The sequence below is a fragment of the Paenibacillus sp. S-38 genome (assembly GCF_049942825.1).
Taxonomy (GTDB): Bacteria; Bacillota; Bacilli; order Paenibacillales; family NBRC-103111; genus Paenibacillus_G.
This window is the reverse complement of the sequence record NZ_CP187970.1, coordinates 6,167,230-6,187,493: the sequence shown is the minus strand read 5'-3', so window position 1 is coordinate 6,187,493 and position 20,264 is coordinate 6,167,230. Positions and strand designations below refer to the sequence as shown.

The following is a 20,264-nucleotide window of genomic DNA, read 5'->3' as shown; positions in this document are numbered from 1 at the left end:
CCCGTATTTCTTCCCCATCTGACGGCGGCTCCTCCTCTTACCCCCGCCGGGCCTGCGGCAGGCGTTTCATATAGCTCTGCGGGTCCCGCTGGAAGCCGAACTGCTCATACAAGCCGTGCGCATCCCTGGTTCCCAGAATCCCGGTCATCCACTCGAATTCAGGCGCATGGGTGATGAGCTCCACGAGCTTCTTCGAAATCCCTTGTCCCCGGTACGCTTCGAGCACGAAGACGTCGCATACATAATAGACAGTAGCCCCGTCGGTGACGACACGGGCGAAGCCGACCATCCGCTCCCCCTCGTACACGCCGTAGCATACCGAACTGCGGATCGAAGCGCGGATCCGCTCCGGCTGCCTGAGGTTCGCCCAATAGCTGCCCGCGAGAAAATCGACCACCGTCTCCACCTGAATTTTGGACCGGTCATCGCTGATCACGTACTGCTTGTAAGTGGTTTCCATCGTGCACCTCCGGTAGGAATGTGAATGCTGATTGTGCTTTTTCATACGATTGCCGGCCTCTAGTCTACCATAAATTAGTAGATTCCGACATGAAAAAGGAGCGCAATTCGTAAGAAATCCGGCATCCGGCGGCATGGTACAGTTAAGGCAGAACATGAGCCAAAGGCTGAAAGGATGGAAGAAAAGATGGCGAAGCATAACACGTATTTTTTCTCGGAGGATGCACGGGCACAGGCGGACTTCTACGTGCAGGCGCTGGGCGGCGAGATTCAGGCCGTCATGACGAACGGGCAGCTCCCGGATGCGGCGGAAGGAACGAAGGATAAGGTCATCCACCTCAGCATGGTCGCCGCCGGCGTGAACTTCTGCCTGGCCGATGCCGTATTCGGTCCGGTCAGCCCGGGGAGCGCGATCTCCCAGTGCCTGACTTTCGCAGCGGAGGCCGAAGCCCGCGATGCGTTCGAGAAGCTGTCGGAGGGCGGGACGGTGAGCCAGCCGCTCGAGCCGGCGTTCTGGGGGGCGCTGTTCGGACAGCTCGAAGACAAATTCGGCGTCCAGTGGATGATCACCACGGAAGCGCAGGAGTGCCAAACCCCGGCTTGATTGCCCATAGGTTGAGAAGCGAGGTCGCCGTGATTCACGGCAGGCCTCTTTGCTGTACCCGGCAAAGCGCTGATCCGGGTGGGCCGGGTAGGAAACGGGAAATGCGGCGGGTCATTCCTGACGTGCCTATACCCAATGGGCATCTCCCAAAGTGAGCACAAGAGTGCTATTCATCAGGCTACGTGAGTGTTAGTTTTTACCAAAAATACCCACTATACTGAAGGGGCATGAGGGAAGCCTGCATGCAGACTCTTGCGGAAGTGAACGTGACCGATGGGGTTGAACCTTGTGACCCCAGCCTGCCTCTCTCGTGCAAGATAAGCAGGTAAGCGTTTACTTACCCGGGGAAGGATTCGAGACGAATACGCCGCATGGCGCGGTGAAGGAGGCGGTGGAGCGGACGAAACCGATGTCTTAGGCGGAGCATCCACACCAGCGGCAGAAGCAGCGGTTCTTGTTGAGAAGCATCAGGGAACAGCGCAGGTATGACGGAAGTCAAGTGGAATCCAGGCAGTTTTTATATGAGAGGATGGGTGAATGATTTGAGGAACAAGCTGTGGCGCACAATCTCCTCGGCTCTTGCGGCGGCGGCGCTGCTGGGCGGGCTGCTGCCGGCAGGCGCGGCAACGTCCTATGCGGCGGAAGCGCATGTCGATAATCCGTTTGCGGGAGCGACGGCCTATGTCAACCCGGATTATGCGACGCTGATCGACACGTCGATCGCCAGGACTGCAGACGCGTCCTTGAAGGCCAAGATGGAGACGCTCAAAAGCTACCCGACCGCCGTGTGGCTTGACCGGATCGCGGCGATCGGCGGCGGGGACAGCAACGGCGGACGGCGGAGTCTCGAGGGGCATCTGGATGCGGCCTTGGCCCAGAAGAAGGGTACGGCGCCAATTACGGCGACTTTCGTCATCTATGACCTTCCGGGCCGCGACTGCCACGCCCTTGCATCGAACGGCGAGCTGCCGCTTACCCAGGAGGGGCTGCAGCGCTACAAGACGGAATATATCGACGCGATTGCGAGCATCTTCGCCAATCCGAAGTACCAGGACATCCGGATTGTGACGGTCATTGAGCCGGACGGTCTGCCGAATCTGGTGACGAATCTGAGCGATCCCAAATGTGCAGCGGCTAACTCCAGCGGAATTTATGTCGAGGGCTTCCAATATGCGCTGAACAAGCTGCACGCGATTCCGAACGTGTACAACTATCTGGACATCGGCCACTCCGGCTGGCTCGGATGGGACGATAACCGCCGGGGAGCGGTGACGCTTTACACCAATGCCGTCAAAGGGACGGCAGCGGGCCTGGCGAGTGTGGACGGCCTCATCACCAATACAGCCAATACGACGCCACTCGTCGAGCCGTATCTGACCAATCCGAACCTCACGATTGGCGGCCAGCCGATCCGTTCGTCGAAGTATTACGAGTGGAATCCGAATTTCGACGAATCGGATTTCACGGCAGCCCTCTATGCCGACTTCACGGCAGCCGGCTGGCCTTCGACGCTCGGCTTCCTGGTGGACACGGGCCGCAACGGCTGGGGCGGGGTGAACCGGCCGGCTGGCGCGAGCGGCTCGGACCTCAACACGTACGTGAACTCCGGCCGGATCGACCGCCGGGCGCACCGCGGGCTGTGGTGCAACAACAGCGGTGCGGGCATCGGCCTGCCTCCGCAGTCGGCGCCGGCAGAGTATGCGGCATCCCATATCGATGCGCTGGTCTGGGTCAAACCGCCGGGAGAATCCGACGGAGCAAGCAAGTTCATCCCGAACGACGAAGGCAAGCTGGCGGATCCGAACTGCGATCCGACCTATACGACGTCCGACGGCGTACTGACCGGCGCCATGCCGGATGCGCCTCTGGCAGGCCACTGGTTCCATGACCAGTTCGTGATGCTGGTGCAGAACGCCTTCCCGGCCATCCCGGCTTCCGGCGGCGGCACACCGACGGTTCCGGCAGCACCGGCAGGCGTGAAGGCCGCAGCGGGCAATGCACAGGTGACATTGACATGGAATGCTTCTGCAGGGGCGGCGAGCTATACCGTGAAGCGTGCGTCCGTCAGCGGCGGCCCTTACACGACGGTAGCGACGGGGGTGACGTCCACCAGCTTCACGAACACGGGACTGACGAACGGCACGGCCTACTATTATGTCGTCACGGCTTCGAATGCTGCCGGTGAAAGTGCGGCGTCGGCGCAGGTGAGCGCCGTGCCAACCAGCGGTGTGACCGTTCCAGCCGCGCCGGCAGGCGTGAAGGCCGCAGCGGGCAATGCGCAGGTGACGCTGACGTGGAACGCGTCTGCCGGAGCGGCGAGCTACACGGTGAAGCGCGCCTCCGTCAGCGGGGGTCCTTACACGACGGTAGCGACGGGACTGACGGCGACCAGCTTCACGAACACGGGCTTGACGAACGGTACGGCATACTATTACGTGGTCAGCGCGGTGAACGGTGCCGGCGAGAGCGTGAACTCGGCAGAGGTGTCCGCGGTTCCACAGGGCACCGTGACGCCGGCCGGCAGTCTCGCCGTGCAGTACCGTGCAGGCAACACCAACGCGACCGATAATGCGATTTCGCCGCATTTTAACATCAAGAACAACGGTACGGCGGCGGTGAACCTGAGCGACCTCAAGCTCCGCTACTACTTCACGAAGGACGGAAGCGCCGGCCTGGATTCCTGGGTGGATTGGGCGCAGGTGGGCGGTGCCAACGTACAGCGGGTATTCGGCAGCACATCCGGCACCGGAGCCGACACGTATGTGGAGATCAGCTTCACGTCCGGAGCGGGTTCGATTCCGGCAGGCGGGCAGACCGGGGACATTCAGCTGCGGATGGCGAAGACCGACTGGTCGAATTTCAATGAGACCGGTGATTACTCCTTTGATCCTACCAAAACAACCTATGCGAACTGGGATAAAGTCACGCTGTACCAGGGCGGCAAGCTGGTTTGGGGAATCGAGCCGTAGGCATAGGAGCGATGTAGGCACTTAGCCGTCTGTGGAGCAGGGATCCGCCTTCCGGGGCGGGTTCCTTTGCTTTATGATGCAGCGCATGACCAAGGACTTGGAGAGGGGACGGGAAACATGAAATCATTCCGCTTATGGGGGGCATGGCTCGGTACCGCGGCGGCGGTCCTCGGCCTGCTGCTGCCGTTTGGCGCAGGACAGAGCAAGGCGGCTGCGGCCGTGCCATATGGCCAGCTGAAGGTGCAGGGGGCCGATCTGCTCGGCGAAGGAGGGCAGCGCGTCCAGCTGAGGGGGATGAGCTCCCACGGCATGCATTGGTACGGGGAGCTCGTGAACCGGGACAGCCTCAAGTGGCTCAAGGAAGACTGGAACTCCAATCTGTTCCGGGTGGCGATGTACACAGCGGAGAAGGGATATATCACCGACCCGTCCGTGAAGGAAAAGGTGAAGGAGGCGGTGCAGGCCGCTATCGATCTCGGGCTCTACGTCATCATTGACTGGCACATCCTGACCGACGGGGATCCGAACACCTACAAGACGCAGGCCAAAGCGTTCTTCCAGGAGATGGCCTCGCTGTACGGGCAGTATCCGAATGTGATCTATGAGCTGTGCAACGAGCCCAACGGGAACGTGAGCTGGGCGGGGCAGATCAAGCCGTATGCGCAGGAGCTCACGCAGGCGATCCGGGCGATCGATCCGGACAACATCATCATCGTCGGCACGCCGAACTGGAGCCAGGATGTGAACCAGGCGGCGGACAGCCCGCTGCCTTACGGCAACATCATGTACGCGGCTCACTTCTACGCGGGCACGCACGGGCAGTGGCTGCGCGATAAGATCGACTATGCGCGGGGCAAGGGAGCATCGGTGTTCGTCACCGAGTGGGGCACCAGCGACGCTTCGGGCGACGGAGGACCGTTCCTCACCCAGGCGCAGGAATGGATCGACTTCATGAACAGCCGCGGCATCTCCTGGGCGAATTGGTCCTTGGCCGACAAGGAGGAGAGCTCCGCGGCGCTGCTTCCCGGTGCGAATCCCACCGGCGGGTGGCCGGCTTCCCAGCTGAGCGCCTCCGGCCAGTTCGTGCGGAGCAAGCTTCGCGAGAGCCTGGTGAGCGTGCCGGCGGCCCCCGCGGGACTGAAGGCGCTCCCGGGCAGCGGGCAGGCCGCCCTGAGCTGGGATGCCGTTGCGGGAGCGACCGGCTATACGGTGAAACGGGCGGCAGCCAGCGGCGGTCCGTACACCGCGGTCGCCGACGTGACGGGAACCGCCTACACGGACACGGGACTGGCGAACGGGACGACATACTACTATGTCGTCAGCGCCAAGAACGCGGCGGGCTCTGGACCGGCTTCGGCGCAGGTAAGCGTGCAGCCGGCTCAGGGAGGGGGAGGCACGCCGCCGCCCGGCACCTTGGTCCTGCAGTACCGTGCCGGTGACACGAATGCGGGGGATAACGGGATCAAGCCTCATTTTAACATCCGCAATACCGGCACAGCCCCAGTGGATCTTACCGGAGTGAAGCTCCGCTACTATTTCACGAAGGACGGGACCCAGCCGCTGAACTTCACGGTGGACTGGGCGCAGGTCGGCAGCCAGAACGTCAAAGGGACGTTCGGCAGCATCTCAGGCACCGGTGCGGACACGTACCTCGAAGTGAGCTTCACGGGGGGCAGCCTCCCGGCCGGCGGCCAGACGGGCGACATCCAGACCCGCATTCACAAGGGCGACTGGTCGAACTTCCAGGAGACGGGCGATTACTCGTACGATCCGTCTAAGACCGCGTACGCAGACTGGAGCAAAGTGACGCTCTACCGGGACGGCACGCGGGTTTGGGGGACGGAGCCGTAAGAGGTGGTACCCATGCGAGGGGTGCTCGGCGGTACAGTGCGAGGAATGGGTGGCGGTACAGTGCGAGAAAGGGGCCTCGTCGGCCGCCCATCCGAAGGTATGAAAAGCATCCAACTTTACCGGGACGGTACGCGGGTTAGGGGGACCGCGCTGTAAGAGGCGGAGCCCATGGTACAGTTCGAGGAAGGGGCTCGCCGGCCGCCCATCCGGAGCTCGGGCGTAGGTTCGAAGCAGCCCCTGCCGGAGGCAGATTGTACAATTGCCGCTGTCAAGTCTGTCACCGGATGGGGCGAACTAGGATTTTAGCGGAACTGGAGTTCGTTATATGCTCCATGAGGAGTGTGGTTTTGAGGTTAGCGGAACTGAGGTTCGCTATTTCGACGGCAGGGGCAGATTTTGAACGCTTCGAAGGCTCATAAAGCACTGGATTTCCGCTATTCGCTGGGAAATGTCAGGAAATAACCGGATAAGGCATCCTGGTTCCTTTATTTCAAGACAGATTGTAATATGAAGTGCGACAGTTAGAAAAAACAAAAGGCCCATGTATGGATTCGTGTAAAATGGAAGTCACCACAACACCATTTACAAGGAGAACCCCTACATGAGCTACTCCCATCTTAGCATAATTGAGCGTGGACAACTAGAGACATTGTATCGGCTTGGCTGGTCGACACGTGCCATTGGCCGTCAGCTCGGGCGGCATCATGCTACTATTGCCCGTGAACTTAAACGCGGCCAGTACGAACAGTGTTACGTCGCCCTGCCAGCTCAAAATGCGTATCACAAACGAAGAATGGCTAGCGTACCGGTCGGTAAATTTACTTCGGAGCTTGCAGCAGAGGTGCAAGAGAAATTAGAACAAACCTGGTCACCCGAGCAGATCGCCGAAAGACGCAGATGCGAAGGAAAGCCATTGGTTTGCTTTAAGACGATCTACAGATGGCTCTATGACCGCCGGTTGTCCGTTTCAGAGACAGATGTATTGCGTCACAAAGGAAAGCGGCGGCAACCCCAGGAAACAAGGGGAAGGTTTCTGGTTGGGACGTCGATTCACCAGCGCCCCAAAGAAGTGCGTAAACGCACAACCTTCGGACATTGGGAGATCGATACCGTGGTCTCCAGCCGAGGAAGCAGTAAGGCCTGCGCAGCTACGTTCGTCGAGCGAAAGACACGTCGCTACCTCGCTATAAAGATGCCGGATCGTACAGCACATTCGATGGAGGTGGCCTTTGGGGTGGCCGTGAGCCAATATCCGCAGGGAACCTTTCAAACGGCAACAACTGATCGTGGAAAAGAGTTCGCCTGTTATGCCTCTCTTGAACACCATCATAACATCAATGTTTATTTCGCAGATCCCTACTCTTCTTGGCAGCGAGGCTCTAATGAGAATGCAAATGGACTTTTACGGGAGTTTTTCCCCAAGGGTTATGATCTGGCCACGGTTACGGATGAAGAGCTGGCAGAAGCCATCGATCTGATCAATCATCGACCTCGAAAATGTCTTGGCTGGAAATCTGCTTACGAATCCTTCATGGAAGAACTGTCGCACTTAGCTTGACAATCCATCTCAAATAAAACGGCCGGGACGGGACATCCGTACATTGGATCCGTGGTCTTCCTCCCATTCCACCTCTTTTCCAGTGCACACTTGGCTTACGGTAGGTGCTATGCCGGAGCCGAACCAATGCAGCTCCACAGCAGCGGCTTCATGGTTTTGAAATAGGAAGCGTCAGGTTTCCCGCTCCGTTGGAAGCAGCATACACCATGCACCGGCCCTGGGGCCGGTGTTTTACTATGCAGCTGCCCAATCGCATCCTGCTCGTTGCTCTCCATACCGTACATTTTGCCTCAGCCCACACGCATACAGTCCTCGAGTACAAAGTAAGCCGTCAAACCTCTCATTCGCACTCGTATTCGCACTAGTATTCGCACTAGTATTCGGACTTGTACTCGTCTTCGCCCTCGTCTTCGTATTCGCACTTGTACTCGTATTCGCCCTCGCACTCGTATTCGCACTCCTACTCCTTTGACCCGCGCTTTCCTATCCCGTTCCGGGCCCAATATATGGTATGCTAGATAGGATAAAAAGGAGGGATGGGATGAAAGCGACCATCTACGATGTGGCCAGAGAAGCGGGCGTCTCCATTGCAACCGTCTCCAATGCGATCCGGGGCAAAGGCAAGATCAGCCCCAAGAAGCGGGAGGAAATTCTGGAGATCGTCGAACGGCTGCAGTATCAGCCCAGTATGATCGCCTCGGCCCTGACGGGCAAGAGAACCTATACACTCGGACTGCTCGTGCCGGATATTTCGAACCCGTTCTTCGGGGAGATTGCGAGAGCGGTGGAGGAGCGGGGACAGCAGCTCGGCTACAGTGTCATCATTTGCTCAACGGACAACAAGGACGAGCGGGTCGAACGCTACATCAGCCTGCTCGAGCAGAAAAGCGTGGACGGCATCATCATCGGGACGGGGATATCGGATGCGGCGCTGCTGGAGCGGCTGTCGTCGCGTTCGGTCCCCGTGGCCATGATCGCCAGAGACCTGCCGTCCGCGGACGTGCATAAGGTCGTCATCGACGACTATCTCGGCGGCGAGCTGGCCGCCCGGCACCTGCTGGAGCTCGGCCACCGCCGGTTCGGCGTCATCTCGGAGAAGCATAACCGCGAGCGGGTCCGCGGCTTCTGCGAGACGGTGGAGCGCTCCGGTCAAGCGCTTGCGCCGTGCGGCATCCGCATCTTCGGCGACGACGACCAGATTCAGGATGGCGGGCGGGCCGCCGCCGAGCTGCTCGAGCTGGAGGCGCGTCCGACCGCCCTGTTCTGCTGCAACGATATGTCCGCCACGGGGGCGCTGCGCGCGGCCAAAGCCCGGGGACTCGCGGTACCGCGGGACATCTCGATCGTCAGCTTCGACAACACGATACTCTCGGAGGTGTGCGATCCGCCCATGACCACCATTGCCCAGCCCATGGAGGAGATGGGCCGGCTTGTGGTCGACGCGCTGCTGCAGGAGCTCGGTGAAGGCGGGGCCAAGCAGCGCTTGGTGCTTCAGCCGGTGCTGCTTGTGCGGGGATCGACGGCGGCCTGCATGCCGGAAGAGCGGAGGAATGCATAACACGGCGGAGATCAGGGAAGCTATTGGAAGATCCTTCCCTGCAGGCTAGAGCAAGAAGATTCAATTTCAGACAAAATGGACAAGGGCGGGGGGAGAAACCGAGCGGTTCCATGACCTATAATGGGAACACAAACCGGCAGAATGCCATTCCATTTCAGAAAAGTAGGTGCATCCTTTTATGTCATCGATAGAACCGATCGTCTCCGGGGCCTCCTGGACCCTGTCCGAAGTCCGGCTTCCTTCCATCCCGGAGCGCTCCTTCTCCGTTACCGACTATGGCGCGGTGGGGGACGGCTTAACCGACAATACGGAAGCCTTCCATAAGGCTATCGCGGCCTGCTCCCAGGCCGGGGGCGGACGGGTGGTTATTCCGGCCGGCGTCTGGCTGACCGGCCCGCTGTCCCTGGCCAGCCGCCTGGAGCTGCATGCGGAAGCCGGAGCGCTGGTGCTCTTCTCGCGCCGCTTCGAGGATTATCCGATGATCTTCTCGCAGTATGAAGGACAGCCTTCGATTCGCTGTCAGTCGCCGCTGGACGGCGAAGGGCTGGAGCATGTGGCCATCACGGGAGCGGGCGTCTTTGACGGGGGAGGCGATGCCTGGCGTCCGGTCAAGGACTGGAAGATGACCGAGAAGCACTGGGCGAAGCTCATCGCCTCCGGCGGGGTAGTCGATGAGGCTGCGGGCATGTGGTGGCCGTCCGAAGCCGCAATGAACGGGCCGGCGAAGGTCGCGCAGCTGAAGCGGGAAGGCAGCACGGATCCGAAGGACTATGAAGCCGCGCGGGATTACCTTCGCCCGAACCTGCTCAGCCTGCGGCGCTGCAAGTACGTGCTGCTCGAGGGTGCGACCTTCCAGAACTCCCCGGCCTGGAATCTGCATCCGTGGGCGTGCGAGCATGTGACGCTGCGCGGGGTAACCGTGCGCAACCCGTGGTACGGCCAGAACGGGGACGGCCTGGATCTCGACTCGTGCCGCTACGGTCTGGTCGAGGACTGCTCGTTCGACGTGGGCGACGACGCGATCTGCATCAAGAGCGGCAAGGACGAGGCCGGCCGGGCGCTTGGTATCCCATGCGAGGACATCCTCATCCGGAACTGCCGGGTCTATCACGGACACGGAGGCTTCGTCATCGGCAGCGAGATGTCCGGCGGCGTCCGCCGTCTGCGCGTGGAGGACTGCACGTTCATGGGCACGGATATCGGGCTCCGCTTCAAGAGCACCCGCGGCCGCGGCGGCCTGGTGGAGGATATCGAGATCGAGCGCATCCGTATGAACAGCATTGTCGGCGAGGCGATCTCCTTCCACCTGTTCTACGAAGGTAAGGAAGGCTCGGGGGTAGCGGGCGAGAACCTCGTTCCCGTATCGGTGGAGACCCCGGTCTTCCGCGGGATTACGATCCGCGATGTCCAGTGTGCAGGGGCCGAGACGGCGCTGCTCATCAACGGGCTGCCGGAGATGCCGCTCGACGGGCTGGTCGTCGAGAACTTCACGGCTTCTGCGAAGCGAGGAGCGGTCTGCACGAATGCGCAGAACCTGACGCTGAAGGACGTGACGCTGCATGTGGAGCAGGGGCCGGTCGTCTCCCTCCGCCATGCGCAGCAGGTGAAGATCGAGGGGCTCGGCGGCGGCGCGCCGGAGGGCAGCGATATGCTGGAGGTATCGGGACGCGGTTCGAAGGAGATTGCCTACGGCGGCATTCGGCTTCAGGAAGAGCTCCGCGGCGTGAAGATCGCTATGGAAGTAGAAGACAAGAATTCGATTCGCGGGTAATGGCAAAAGCCCCGGTTCGGCAGCCTTTTGGCGGCGGACCGGGGTTTTTAGTGTGTAGAAGAGCGCTCAAGAGGGATCAAGCCTCCAAAAACGATTGTACCGCATCCAAAAACGCCGGCAGCCGGGTAGAATGAACATGGTGTCCGCCCCCCTCGACCGTCACCAGCTCGCAGGTAGGAATCAGGCGGGAGACTTCCTGCAGCTTATCCTGCGGAATTGGGCTGGTTGACCCGCCTCCGATAATCAGCGTCGGGGCCTGGATGTCGGGCAGCCGGGCCCACCAATGCGGATCCGGCTCGTTAAGCTGCCCGATGATCGAGGGTACCAGGGACCAATCAAAGGGCAGCGGTTCGGACGGCTCCGGAGGAATGTCGAACTTTTTGCCTGTAAAGGGAGGGGGAGTATCCTCCACAATGAGGCGTTGCACTCTCGACGGATAGGTTTGTGAGAAGAGGTAGGATACGGTGCCGCCCATGGAATGTCCCAGGAGTGTGAACCGTTCGAGCCTCAGGCGATCCGCGAAAGCGAGCACGTCTTCGCACATCAGCTCAAAGCTGTAGCTTCCCGTTCTGGCACTTGCACCATGCCCGCGCTGGTCCAGTGCCAGTACGCGGTGAGTCTCCCCTAATACGGCCGCGGCTTCATCCCAGGATTCGGCCGTCATCCCGAGCGCATGAAGAGCGATGATCGGCGGTGATGAGAACTCTCCCGTCTCCCGGTATTGAAACGGTAGTCCATTCCATTCGAGTTGCTTCACAAGCGTTTGCATCCTTGTCATCTCCCTTGTAGGACTTGGCCGCCATAGTGTCGTCGTTGTTCGTTCAGCGGCAGGCTGTTTTGAATTCCCCATACTTCCTCAATTTATCATTGAACGAACATTCAGTCAATTAATTTGACGGCAGCTTTCTTCTTCGCATATGATGGATGGACAATCGTAACCCAAAGGTGAACACATATGCCTAGAACTCCCCAAGAAAATGAACGGATCCGTGCCATGGCCAAGGATAAAATCCGCGCCGCGGCGATCGAGGTTTTTATCGAAAAGGGCTTTCATAAGGCCTCGATTGACGATGTGGCCAAAAAAGCCGGCATCTCCAAGGGCCTGCTGTACAATTATTTTAAGGGCAAAACCGACCTGCTGGCCGAGCTGGTTCACATCCGCAAAGAGGAGATCGTGCAGGTTATGGAAGAAGCGGTGGGGCAGGCATCCCCTAAGGAACAGCTGCATTATATTGCAGAGCATGCGCTTCGCAATGTGCAGCAGCAGCCCCATGTCTACCGCTTTTACCTCCATCTGCAGACGCATCCGGAAGCGGATGAAGTCGTGTCCGCCTACAGCCAGACCCTGAAGGACGAGATGGCCCGCCAAGCCGAAGTCCAGGCGGAGATCTTCCGGAAGCTGAACGCGGCCAGGCCCGAAATGGAGTCACTGCAGTTCTCGACCCTGCTGCATGGGATCATGCTGATGTACTCCACCTATCCGGACCAGATTCCGTTAGAAGAACTGAAGCGTGATTTGGTGACCGACTTCATCAACCGCTATTCGTAAAAGGGCGAGGGACTGCTCTTAGAACCCTATAAGGCCGCCGTTTTGTGAACGTCAGCCTTAGTGGATATTTATACCAAATGGGCGGTATTCGCAAAGTCCACCAAACGGAACCGGCCGTCTTCGCAGCTCACTCGGGTTATGGAGCATTCGGCGACCAGCTGGCTTTGCTCCGCCAGGAATCGGGAATGCCACTTGTCCAATTCCGCCTCTGCGATGACATGGACAAGGAAGTCGGTGATCAGGCCGCCATGAGTCACCACAAGGATGGGTGCCGGAGGATGCTCCGCTGACAGTTCGAGCAGGCAGGAAGCTAACCGTTCGCCCGCCTGCCTCGCCGAATCGCCTGCAGGCGGGGTGAAGTCCCGGTCCTGCGTGCACCGGTTCCACATCTCCACGAACGCCTCGAAGGACTGCCCCGGAAGATCACCCCAGTTGGCGCGCTCCCGCAAGCGGCTGTCCTCTGAAAGGCCGGCCCCCGTTTCATTTGCGATGATGGCCGCGGTCTGCTTAGCCCTTTGCAGTGGACTGCATAGGATTCGGGTTATCGGTATTTCACACAAGTACCTTGCCGTGGCCAGAGCTTCCAGCACGCCTTCGGAGGAGAGGGCCACGTCCCCCATCCCCTTTTCCTTCTTCGCATGCCGGACCAGGTAAAAGTCGGTTCTCATCACATCAGCTCCCCTGTCATATCATTACTGCCTGCTCAGTCTTCTTCTGATTTCTCCGACAAGCAGGTTCTTTTCATCCTCGGATATCGCATCGGCCGATAGCTTGCGGGCTGCGACAGGAGTAATCCAGGGATCGATCTCGTCATATGAAATCCCTGTCAAGCTTGTATATTCATCGATGAACGTATGAATCATCGACTCTCTGCTGGAATTCAGGTAATCTATCACTTCCTGCGGCATAGAGGAGGGCAGGACGGCATAGCGAATCATGATGATGTATTCAGCCAGATCGGCTTCCGGATTGCCGAGCGAGGCATTCATCCAATCGATCATTACCGCCCGGCCGTCCCGCATCAGTATATTCCTCGGATTCGGGTCACCATGACACATCTGCCGCTTGAGGGGCAAGCGGTCCAGCAGGGTGAGGGCGGCCTCCTTCTCGGCAGGGTGCAAATAACCAGCCCCCAGGATCCCATGCTTTATTTGCTCCCTTTGGGAGGGCAGATTCGTATGGGATCGGGCATGAATCTCGCTTAAGATCCGGGCGGTGAGCCGTACATCAGGATGCGCATCCTTTCCCGCAGAATCATTGTCTGAAGCAGGTCGGTTCAAAGCCTGGTGTATAAAGCGCTCCATCAGCGTTTCCCCATGGATCCGTTCCGAGACCAATCCCGGCCGGCCGTCCAGATCGACATGCTCAAAAGGCTGGGGAACGGATAACCCCAGATTCCATGCGATGCGATGGTTGTCATATTCTCTTCTCACAGCGTCCCGGCTTGTGTTAGCACGTGCTAACTTCAGGATCTTATCGGAATCATCCCACTCCAATACTTCGGAGCAGCCGCCCTCGCTGATTTTTTTGCCCCTGTTCGCGTTCATGCGTAGAAACCCTCACCCTCCATCTGCCGGCATGAAAAAATATCCATATATAGGGATCTTAAAGAATGTATGTTCGTTTGTAAACGGTGAAAAAAAGGAGCCTTTTTGCCGCGGCAAAAGGCTCCTTCATGCTGCAATAACAACGTTCGTCCCCGGACATGTCTGTCGGTTTTCTTTTGTCATAACGGATTCCCTACCTGTGTTGGTCGCGGTACTGCAGAGGGGAGAGGCCCGCGATGCGCTTGAACGTCTTGTTGAAGTGGGAGATATGCTCGAAGCCTACCTGCTCGGAGATCGACTGGACCTTGTCGCGGGTGGTGCGCAGGAGCTTCTGCGCTTCACGGACCCGGACGACGCGGATATACTCGCTGAAGTGAAAGCCCGTCAGCTTCAGGAATACGCGGCTCAGATAGGCCGGGGAGATGAAGAACTGCTTGGCCACGCCGCCAAGCGTCAGAGCGTCCTGATAATGCCCGTGGATGTAGGAGGCGATCTCCGTCACCTTCTGGTGCATCGGATGCACGCTCTCGGGCGGCTCCTGCTCGATCAGCCCCCGGCGGTGAATGCGCACGAGAAGCTCGCCGAGCAGGTGCCGGACGCAGGAATCGTACAGCGGCGGCTGTTCGCGGCATTCGGCATGGAGCTGCAGGAGCAGGTGCTCGAACTCCGGCTGCTCCTTCATCGGAATGCTGAGCAGCGTCGACTCCCGGAAGGGGGGCAGCTCCATCAGGCCGGTCCCTTCCTCTCCCAGGAAGCCGGGCGAGTAGTGAACGAGCATCCGCTCGAATTCGGCTACAGCCGAGGAAGCGGTGGAGTGGAGGTCGTTCGGTACGACCACCACCAGATCCCCCTTGCGGGCAGTATAGACCTTGCCGCCGATGAAGTAGACGCGTTCGCCGTGAAACAGGTAGTAGAGCTCATAGAACTCATGCGAATGAGGGCGGGGCATGGAGGTTATGCCGGTCTGCTGCAGCTGCTGGATCGCAAACGCGGTGTCCCCGATCGTATATTTGATACCGGTGCTTTCGGTCATGATCGTCTCTCCTGCGAAGATATGTCTGCCCCGATTGTAGCACAAGGCGATGCCGGCCGGAACAGGGATACGCATTTCAAAAAATTTGTTGTTTACGATACGCAGGTTATTTGATAAGATAGTCGCAACATTGAATTGCGATTGCTATCCGATCCAAATGCGATGAAGAGAAGAGTAGGTAGATCTTAATCTTTCACAGAGAGCTCCGTCCGCTGAAAAGGAGCAAAGAGGGATGTATCGAAAAAAGACTCAGAGCAGCACGCCGGAACCTTCGGAGGGGATGGTGTGACAGGAGCTCCTGTTACAGAGCTAGAGTATACGCAGGGCGTCGTTAGGCCCCTAAGCCGTACTCGAAGAGGCTGATGTGGTGACATATCGGCGAATCTGGGGTGGTACCACGAGGATCCGAATCTCGTCCCTAAGACTATCGACGTCTTGGGGGTGGGATTTTTTTTATTATGCGGCGGCGGTTCGGCTGACCCTGAACCTTAGGGGAACGAAATCCGTAACGAAAACAGACAGGTTGAATAGGTTTTAGGAAGAGGTTCCTTACAAGCAGGTTTACTTCATAAATTTGAACCGGAGAGGAATGGAATGTCATGAGCGCAAAGTTGAAGGTGGGTATTGTCGGAGGAACGGGTATGGTAGGTCAGCGGTTTATGCAGCTGCTGGATCAGCACCCTTGGTTTCAGGTAACGGCGATCGCGGCGAGTGCAGGCTCGGCAGGCAAAACGTATGAGGAGTCCGTACAGGGCCGGTGGAAGATGGACGGCCCGATTCCTGAAGGTGTGAAATCCATCGTGGTTCAGGATGCTTCCAAAGTCGAAGAGGTGGCGTCCGGGGTCGACTTCATTTTCTGCGCGGTGGACATGAAGAAGGCAGAGATTCAGGCGCTCGAAGAGGCGTACGCCAAAACGGGCACGCCGGTCATCTCCAACAACTCGGCGCACCGCTGGACGCCGGACATCCCGATGGTCATTCCGGAGGTAAACCCGGGGCACATCGAGATCATCGAGGCCCAGAGAAAGCGTCTCGGCACCTCGACCGGCTTCATTGCCGTAAAGCCGAACTGCTCGATTCAGAGCTACGTGCCTGCGCTTAACGCGCTGCTGGATTACCAGCCGAAGGTCGTGGTGGCCTCCACTTACCAGGCGATCTCCGGTGCGGGTAAGAACTTCACCGACTGGCCGGAGATGCTCGATAACGTGATTCCGTACATCGGCGGCGAGGAAGAGAAGAGCGAGCAGGAGCCGCTGCGCATCTGGGGAAGCATCCAGGGCGGCGAGATCGTGAAAGCGAGCGCGCCTCTGATCACTACGCAGTGTATCCGCGTTCCGGTAACGGACGGACATATGGCGACCGTATTCGCTTCCTTCGAGAAGAAGCCTTCGAAGGACGAGATTCTCGACCGCTGGCGTACCTTCAAGGGCCGTCCGCAGGAGCTCGGTCTGCCCAGCGCGCCGGAGCAGTTCATCACGTACTTCGAAGAAGAGAACAGACCGCAGACTAAGCTCGACCGCGATATCTACGGCGGCATGGGCGTATCGGTAGGACGTCTGCGGGAAGATACGGTGTACGATTACAAGTTCGTCGGGCTGTCGCACAATACGCTGCGCGGCGCAGCGGGAGGCGCGGTGCTGATCGCCGAGCTGCTGAAGGCGGAAGGCTACATTCAGGCGAAATAAAAAGCATAACGCAGGACAACAGGAGGCTGCCGGCATGACCCGGCAGCCTCCGCTCATCATTACGGGGACCGTGGGGGAGAGAGACGGATATGAAGAATCAGGTGGATCTTGTTCATTGGGATGCCGAAGAACTTGGCAACCACCACCGCATCTTGTCGGAACGGTACGAGGCGTACCGGGAGCAGAAGATCTCCTTGGATATGTCGAGGGGCAAGCCCTGCCGGGAGCAGCTCGAGCTGTCCGCGCCCATGCTCCAGATCCTGCCGCCGGACGATCCGCTGAGGGCGGAAGACGGCTCGGACTGCCTCAATTACGGCGGGCTCGATGGGATTCCGGAGGCGAAGGCGCTGTTCTCCCAGGTGCTTGGGGTAGATCCCAAGGAGCTCCTGATCGGCGGGAATTCGAGCCTTACAATGATGCACGATACGCTGTCCAGAGCGATGCTGCATGGCGTGTACGGCAGTGAGCTGCCCTGGGGGAAGCTTCCCAAGGTAAAGTTTCTATGTCCCAGCCCCGGTTACGACAGACATTTTGCCATTTGTGAGCTGCTGAATATAGAGATGATCGTCGTTGATATGCTGCCGGGCGGGCCTGACATGGAACAGGTGGAGCAGCTTGTCAGAGAAGATGATTCCATCAAAGGCATATGGTGCGTTCCGAAATACAGCAATCCGGACGGCATCACCTATTCAGATGAAACGGTGGACCGGCTTGCCCGGATGAAGACGGCAGCGGCGGATTTTCGGATTTTTTGGGACGATGCCTATACCGTCCATCACTTGACATCGAAACCGGATGAGCTCAAGAGCATCCATGCCGCTTGCAGGACTGCAGGGAATCCTGACCGTGTCTTCATCTTCAGTTCGACAGCGAAGATTACGTTTCCCGGTGCCGGCGTGGCCGTATTGGCATCCAGCGAGAGGAATCTCGACTTGATCAGGCGGCAGCTCGCGGTCCAGACGATTGGCCCCGACAAGATCAACCAGCTTCGGCATGTCCGTTTTCTTCCGGATGCGGATCATGTCAAGCGGCATATGGAAAAGCACGCGGCGATCATTAAGCCCAAGTTCGATTTGGTCCTGCAAAAGTTTGAAGCTGAGTTAGGCGGCAAACAGATTGCATCTTGGCATAAGCCGAACGGAGGGTATTTCATCTCCCTCAATACGCTGGACGGGTGTGCGAAAGAGGTTGTCCGTATGGCGGCGGAAGCGGGTGTGACCTTGACAAAGGCCGGAGCAACCTTCCCTTACGGCAGGGACCCGAGGGATCGGAACATCCGCATTGCCCCCACGTTCCCCTCCCTTGCGGAGCTCGATACCGCCATGGATATCCTGTGTCTGTGTGTGCAATTGGCAAGCATACGGAAGATCTTGTCCGAGAGATAAGGGCCGTGCGGCAGGACGCACCGGTTGACGGTAGAAAGCAGAACCACCAGGAAGAAGAGGCAGCCGCCGGCTGCCTCTTCTTTTATCGCTCAGGTCTGAACTTAGGCCCGCCGTACCAGCCCGCTCCAGCATAGAAAATGCCGTAACTGAGGAGAAGGACGGCGAAAAACAGCTCCACGAAGCTGACGGCATGACTCCATCTGGAAGCGTCCCGGTACAGCGCAGCCAGCTCGGTTACGATGAACTGCGGGCGCGTGGCCAAATCCCAGGAGTTCCAGCGCAGGATACGCCCGATATACACGCCGAAGCTCGCGAGGGCCATGGCGGCCGCTGCGAACAACCATCCGGACAGCGCTCCGAACCGTCCTGCGCTCAGCCTGTGCAGCAGGAGCAGGGAGTATGCGGAGAGGGCAAGCCCTAGGCAGGCCAGACCGAAGATAGGCAGGACGCCGTACCAATAGTCGATCCCGGTCCAGAAGCTTGGCTGCATCTCGAAGAAGCGGAAGGCATGCAGCAGCTCCGTGACCAGGTAAGCCGAATTGGGGAAGAAAGCGAGCCAGGCTATGCCGACAACAGCACTCAGCCCATGACGGACCCAGCCGGGCTTCAGCCCTTCCAGCGACAGGAACAGCAGGGCGAGCCCAACGGGAATCCAGGCCAGCGTTACATCCCACCGGAGAAAGTGATACTCCTCGCCCAATCGGGCACTGAGCGTAAGGCAGGCTGCCGTTGCAAGCAGGAGGAGCATAAGGAGATAGGCCCCAGGCAGTAGACGGTTCCGATTCATGAAGTTCCTCCCGCAGGATATTAGTTAGCTGATCGGAGGCGGATCCCGCTCTTTCAGCGTTTTCCCGAAGTATACCAACACGGGCGGGAACGATCAACTTTGTGGGCTGGCATGGGCAGGTTTTATCGAATTCAAGGAACTTTTTGGAAATCCATGCGTCTAGAGTTGAGGAAGATTGTAGGAAGCGGACAGGAGAGATGGCAGATGAGAACACAAAGAATGGGCCTATGGCTTGCGGCAGCGGTGATATTCGCTTCGACTTCGACTTTGGCCCTGCCGTATGCCAAAGCGGAACCCGAGATGGCCGAGCAGAGTGTGATGCCTTACATTACGCTGCTGGACGATTTTAAGCTGTATAAGAGCGAGCAAACCCGGAGCAGCGAAGTGATCGGGGCGCTCAACGGGCTCCAATCGGTCCAGCTGGCCCCCATCAAGGCGAACGAGATGATGAACATTACAATCATGAATAAAGTGCCGGTTACCACGTGGCTCGGCACCGCCTGGATTAACCTGAAGGAAGGGGCATACAAGTACGGCCAGCTGGAATGGAAGGAAGAGGCGGTCACGCTCCTGCAGCCGGAGACCGAGCTGTACGGCGCGCCCATGAAGAGCACAGCGTATAAGCTGGGTCCCCAGCAGGTGCAGGCGGTTGCGTCCCTGCCCGTTTGCGATCCGTTCACTTCATGTTATTCCATGGACAAATGGTATCTCATCCGCACGTCCTGGCTGGGGGACAAGTGGATTCTGCCGTATCATTATGCCGAAAAGTACAAGGCCTCTCCGGTGGAAGGATACATCAGCATCGAAGAGGAACAGGAAGTCTATTTGTACCCCGATGATGAACCATTGAAGGATGAGCCGAAGGTGAAGCCGCAGATCATCAAGCCGGCGGGCAAGTATCTGAGGGTCAGCCGGATGGTGCCTCCGTGGTTGTGGTACCAAGTCGAGACGGAGAAGGGTCTGCGCTGGATTAGCATGGGAGACAGCCGAGGACTGGGCTTTGAGAACGTGGAGCCCGTAGACCAGAAGCTCGATCTGCCCGTTCCTTTCCAGTATTACATCACGCCTTTTTCCTACGAGGAGCCTTCTCCGGCCGTGGAGCCGCAAACCGTTCAGGCGTTGGGGCGACGGGGAGACTGGTATTTCGTCCTGACGGATGGCAGGGGGCGGTGGATCAACCCGGCGATGGAGATCGCGGCACGGATCACGGGGGACTTGGAGAAGGATGCGGAGCTGGGGGTGCGGGCGAGCAGCAAACAGGTGATCTTAACCGCCCAGTCGGTCGGTCTCGATAAGCCTTATCTCGACGAGGGTCGCTTTAGCGGCGACGACATCCTCACCTTTACTTCGCAGGTGGCGACCGCGTCTAGGGTATGGAATTCTCCGAACGGGGAGACGTGGTATTACATCCATACCTGGCGGGGCGCCAAATGGGTGCGTCCCTGAGCTGAGCTAAGACGCAGCTGGAGCAAGCAGTTCGTTCTCAGAGAGAGTGATGACAGCACCTA

At 58.7% G+C, this 20,264-nt stretch carries 16 protein-coding genes and 1 other annotated feature; of the genes, 10 read left to right on the top strand and 6 right to left on the bottom strand.

The window, feature by feature from the left end:
* Positions 1 to 37 precede the first annotated feature (37 nt).
* The gene (locus ACP26L_RS27245; RefSeq protein ID WP_426448127.1) at positions 38 to 460 is read right to left on the bottom strand and encodes a GNAT family N-acetyltransferase; all 423 of its coding nucleotides are present in this window, start codon (positions 458 to 460) and stop codon (positions 38 to 40) included.
* Positions 461 to 646: 186 nt separating this feature from the next.
* On the opposite strand from ACP26L_RS27245, the gene ACP26L_RS27240 reads away from it, so the two are divergent.
* From ACP26L_RS27240 to ACP26L_RS27215, 6 genes are all read left to right on the top strand, one after another.
* Positions 647 to 1,063: a VOC family protein gene (locus ACP26L_RS27240; protein ID WP_426448125.1), complete on the top strand. Its 417-nt coding sequence runs from the start codon at positions 647 to 649 to the stop codon at positions 1,061 to 1,063.
* 521 nt (positions 1,064 to 1,584) lie between these two features.
* Positions 1,585 to 4,032: a glycoside hydrolase family 6 protein gene (locus ACP26L_RS27235; protein ID WP_426448123.1), complete on the top strand. Its 2,448-nt coding sequence runs from the start codon at positions 1,585 to 1,587 to the stop codon at positions 4,030 to 4,032.
* A gap of 117 nt (positions 4,033 to 4,149) precedes the next feature.
* Positions 4,150 to 5,883 carry a cellulase family glycosylhydrolase gene (locus ACP26L_RS27230; RefSeq protein ID WP_426448121.1) on the top strand — a complete coding sequence of 578 codons (1,734 nt, stop codon included), beginning with the start codon at positions 4,150 to 4,152 and terminating at the stop codon, positions 5,881 to 5,883.
* A 601-nt stretch (positions 5,884 to 6,484) separates the two neighbouring features.
* On the top strand, positions 6,485 to 7,441 hold the full coding sequence (locus ACP26L_RS27225; protein ID WP_426448119.1) for an IS30 family transposase: 957 nt from the start codon (positions 6,485 to 6,487) through the stop codon (positions 7,439 to 7,441).
* Between the two features lie 541 nt (positions 7,442 to 7,982).
* On the top strand, positions 7,983 to 8,999 hold the full coding sequence (locus ACP26L_RS27220) for a LacI family DNA-binding transcriptional regulator (protein WP_426448117.1): 1,017 nt from the start codon (positions 7,983 to 7,985) through the stop codon (positions 8,997 to 8,999).
* Positions 9,000 to 9,177: 178 nt separating this feature from the next.
* Complete coding sequence (locus tag ACP26L_RS27215) at positions 9,178 to 10,770, top strand: glycoside hydrolase family 28 protein (RefSeq protein ID WP_426448115.1); 1,593 nt, start codon at positions 9,178 to 9,180, stop codon at positions 10,768 to 10,770.
* 76 nt (positions 10,771 to 10,846) lie between these two features.
* On the opposite strand, the gene ACP26L_RS27210 is transcribed toward ACP26L_RS27215, so the two are convergent.
* On the bottom strand, positions 10,847 to 11,539 hold the full coding sequence (locus ACP26L_RS27210) for an alpha/beta fold hydrolase (protein WP_426448113.1): 693 nt from the start codon (positions 11,537 to 11,539) through the stop codon (positions 10,847 to 10,849).
* Between the two features lie 186 nt (positions 11,540 to 11,725).
* On the opposite strand from ACP26L_RS27210, the gene ACP26L_RS27205 reads away from it, so the two are divergent.
* A complete protein-coding gene (locus ACP26L_RS27205; RefSeq protein WP_426448111.1) occupies positions 11,726 to 12,319 on the top strand; it encodes a TetR/AcrR family transcriptional regulator in 594 nt (197 codons plus the stop codon).
* A 68-nt stretch (positions 12,320 to 12,387) separates the two neighbouring features.
* On the opposite strand, the gene ACP26L_RS27200 is transcribed toward ACP26L_RS27205, so the two are convergent.
* The 3 genes from ACP26L_RS27200 to ACP26L_RS27190 form a co-directional block, all read right to left on the bottom strand.
* Positions 12,388 to 12,987 carry a histidine phosphatase family protein gene (locus ACP26L_RS27200; protein ID WP_426448109.1) on the bottom strand — a complete coding sequence of 200 codons (600 nt, stop codon included), beginning with the start codon at positions 12,985 to 12,987 and terminating at the stop codon, positions 12,388 to 12,390.
* A 24-nt stretch (positions 12,988 to 13,011) separates the two neighbouring features.
* Positions 13,012 to 13,866, bottom strand: a complete 855-nt coding sequence (locus tag ACP26L_RS27195; RefSeq protein ID WP_426448107.1) for an aminoglycoside phosphotransferase family protein — start codon at positions 13,864 to 13,866, stop codon at positions 13,012 to 13,014.
* A gap of 193 nt (positions 13,867 to 14,059) precedes the next feature.
* The gene (locus ACP26L_RS27190) at positions 14,060 to 14,899 is read right to left on the bottom strand and encodes an AraC family transcriptional regulator (RefSeq protein WP_426448105.1); all 840 of its coding nucleotides are present in this window, start codon (positions 14,897 to 14,899) and stop codon (positions 14,060 to 14,062) included.
* A gap of 153 nt (positions 14,900 to 15,052) precedes the next feature.
* Positions 15,053 to 15,322, top strand: a binding site (T-box leader).
* A gap of 176 nt (positions 15,323 to 15,498) precedes the next feature.
* On the opposite strand from ACP26L_RS27190, the gene asd reads away from it, so the two are divergent.
* Together asd and ACP26L_RS27180 are read left to right on the top strand one after the other, a co-directional pair.
* Positions 15,499 to 16,584 (top strand): aspartate-semialdehyde dehydrogenase, encoded by a 1,086-nt coding sequence (gene asd, locus ACP26L_RS27185; RefSeq protein ID WP_426448103.1) that lies wholly within the window; start codon positions 15,499 to 15,501, stop codon positions 16,582 to 16,584.
* Positions 16,585 to 16,673: 89 nt separating this feature from the next.
* Entirely contained in the window at positions 16,674 to 17,969 is a 1,296-nt protein-coding gene (locus tag ACP26L_RS27180; protein WP_426448101.1) for an aminotransferase class I/II-fold pyridoxal phosphate-dependent enzyme, read from the top strand.
* 82 nt (positions 17,970 to 18,051) lie between these two features.
* Here the strand turns inward: ACP26L_RS27180 and ACP26L_RS27175 are convergent, their stop codons facing one another.
* A complete protein-coding gene (locus tag ACP26L_RS27175) occupies positions 18,052 to 18,756 on the bottom strand; it encodes a DUF1361 domain-containing protein (RefSeq protein WP_426448099.1) in 705 nt (234 codons plus the stop codon).
* 204 nt (positions 18,757 to 18,960) lie between these two features.
* Between ACP26L_RS27175 and ACP26L_RS27170 the strand changes: the two genes are divergently transcribed.
* Complete coding sequence (locus ACP26L_RS27170) at positions 18,961 to 20,202, top strand: hypothetical protein (protein ID WP_426448097.1); 1,242 nt, start codon at positions 18,961 to 18,963, stop codon at positions 20,200 to 20,202.
* Positions 20,203 to 20,264 lie beyond the last annotated feature (62 nt).

Bases quoted from the DNA above. Each gene is read 5' to 3' on its own strand.
- ACP26L_RS27245 (WP_426448127.1), bottom strand. From the start codon at position 460: ATGGAAACCACTTACAAGCAGTACGTGATCAGCGATGACCGGTCCAAA.
- ACP26L_RS27240 (WP_426448125.1), top strand. From the start codon at position 647: ATGGCGAAGCATAACACGTATTTTTTCTCGGAGGATGCACGGGCACAG.
- ACP26L_RS27235 (WP_426448123.1), top strand. From the start codon at position 1,585: ATGAGAGGATGGGTGAATGATTTGAGGAACAAGCTGTGGCGCACAATC.
- ACP26L_RS27230 (WP_426448121.1), top strand. From the start codon at position 4,150: ATGAAATCATTCCGCTTATGGGGGGCATGGCTCGGTACCGCGGCGGCG.
- ACP26L_RS27225 (WP_426448119.1), top strand. From the start codon at position 6,485: ATGAGCTACTCCCATCTTAGCATAATTGAGCGTGGACAACTAGAGACA.
- ACP26L_RS27220 (WP_426448117.1), top strand. From the start codon at position 7,983: ATGAAAGCGACCATCTACGATGTGGCCAGAGAAGCGGGCGTCTCCATT.
- ACP26L_RS27215 (WP_426448115.1), top strand. From the start codon at position 9,178: ATGTCATCGATAGAACCGATCGTCTCCGGGGCCTCCTGGACCCTGTCC.
- ACP26L_RS27210 (WP_426448113.1), bottom strand. From the start codon at position 11,539: ATGCAAACGCTTGTGAAGCAACTCGAATGGAATGGACTACCGTTTCAA.
- ACP26L_RS27205 (WP_426448111.1), top strand. From the start codon at position 11,726: ATGCCTAGAACTCCCCAAGAAAATGAACGGATCCGTGCCATGGCCAAG.
- ACP26L_RS27200 (WP_426448109.1), bottom strand. From the start codon at position 12,987: ATGAGAACCGACTTTTACCTGGTCCGGCATGCGAAGAAGGAAAAGGGG.
- ACP26L_RS27195 (WP_426448107.1), bottom strand. From the start codon at position 13,866: ATGAACGCGAACAGGGGCAAAAAAATCAGCGAGGGCGGCTGCTCCGAA.
- ACP26L_RS27190 (WP_426448105.1), bottom strand. From the start codon at position 14,899: ATGACCGAAAGCACCGGTATCAAATATACGATCGGGGACACCGCGTTT.
- asd (WP_426448103.1), top strand. From the start codon at position 15,499: ATGAGCGCAAAGTTGAAGGTGGGTATTGTCGGAGGAACGGGTATGGTA.
- ACP26L_RS27180 (WP_426448101.1), top strand. From the start codon at position 16,674: ATGAAGAATCAGGTGGATCTTGTTCATTGGGATGCCGAAGAACTTGGC.
- ACP26L_RS27175 (WP_426448099.1), bottom strand. From the start codon at position 18,756: ATGAATCGGAACCGTCTACTGCCTGGGGCCTATCTCCTTATGCTCCTC.
- ACP26L_RS27170 (WP_426448097.1), top strand. From the start codon at position 18,961: ATGAGAACACAAAGAATGGGCCTATGGCTTGCGGCAGCGGTGATATTC.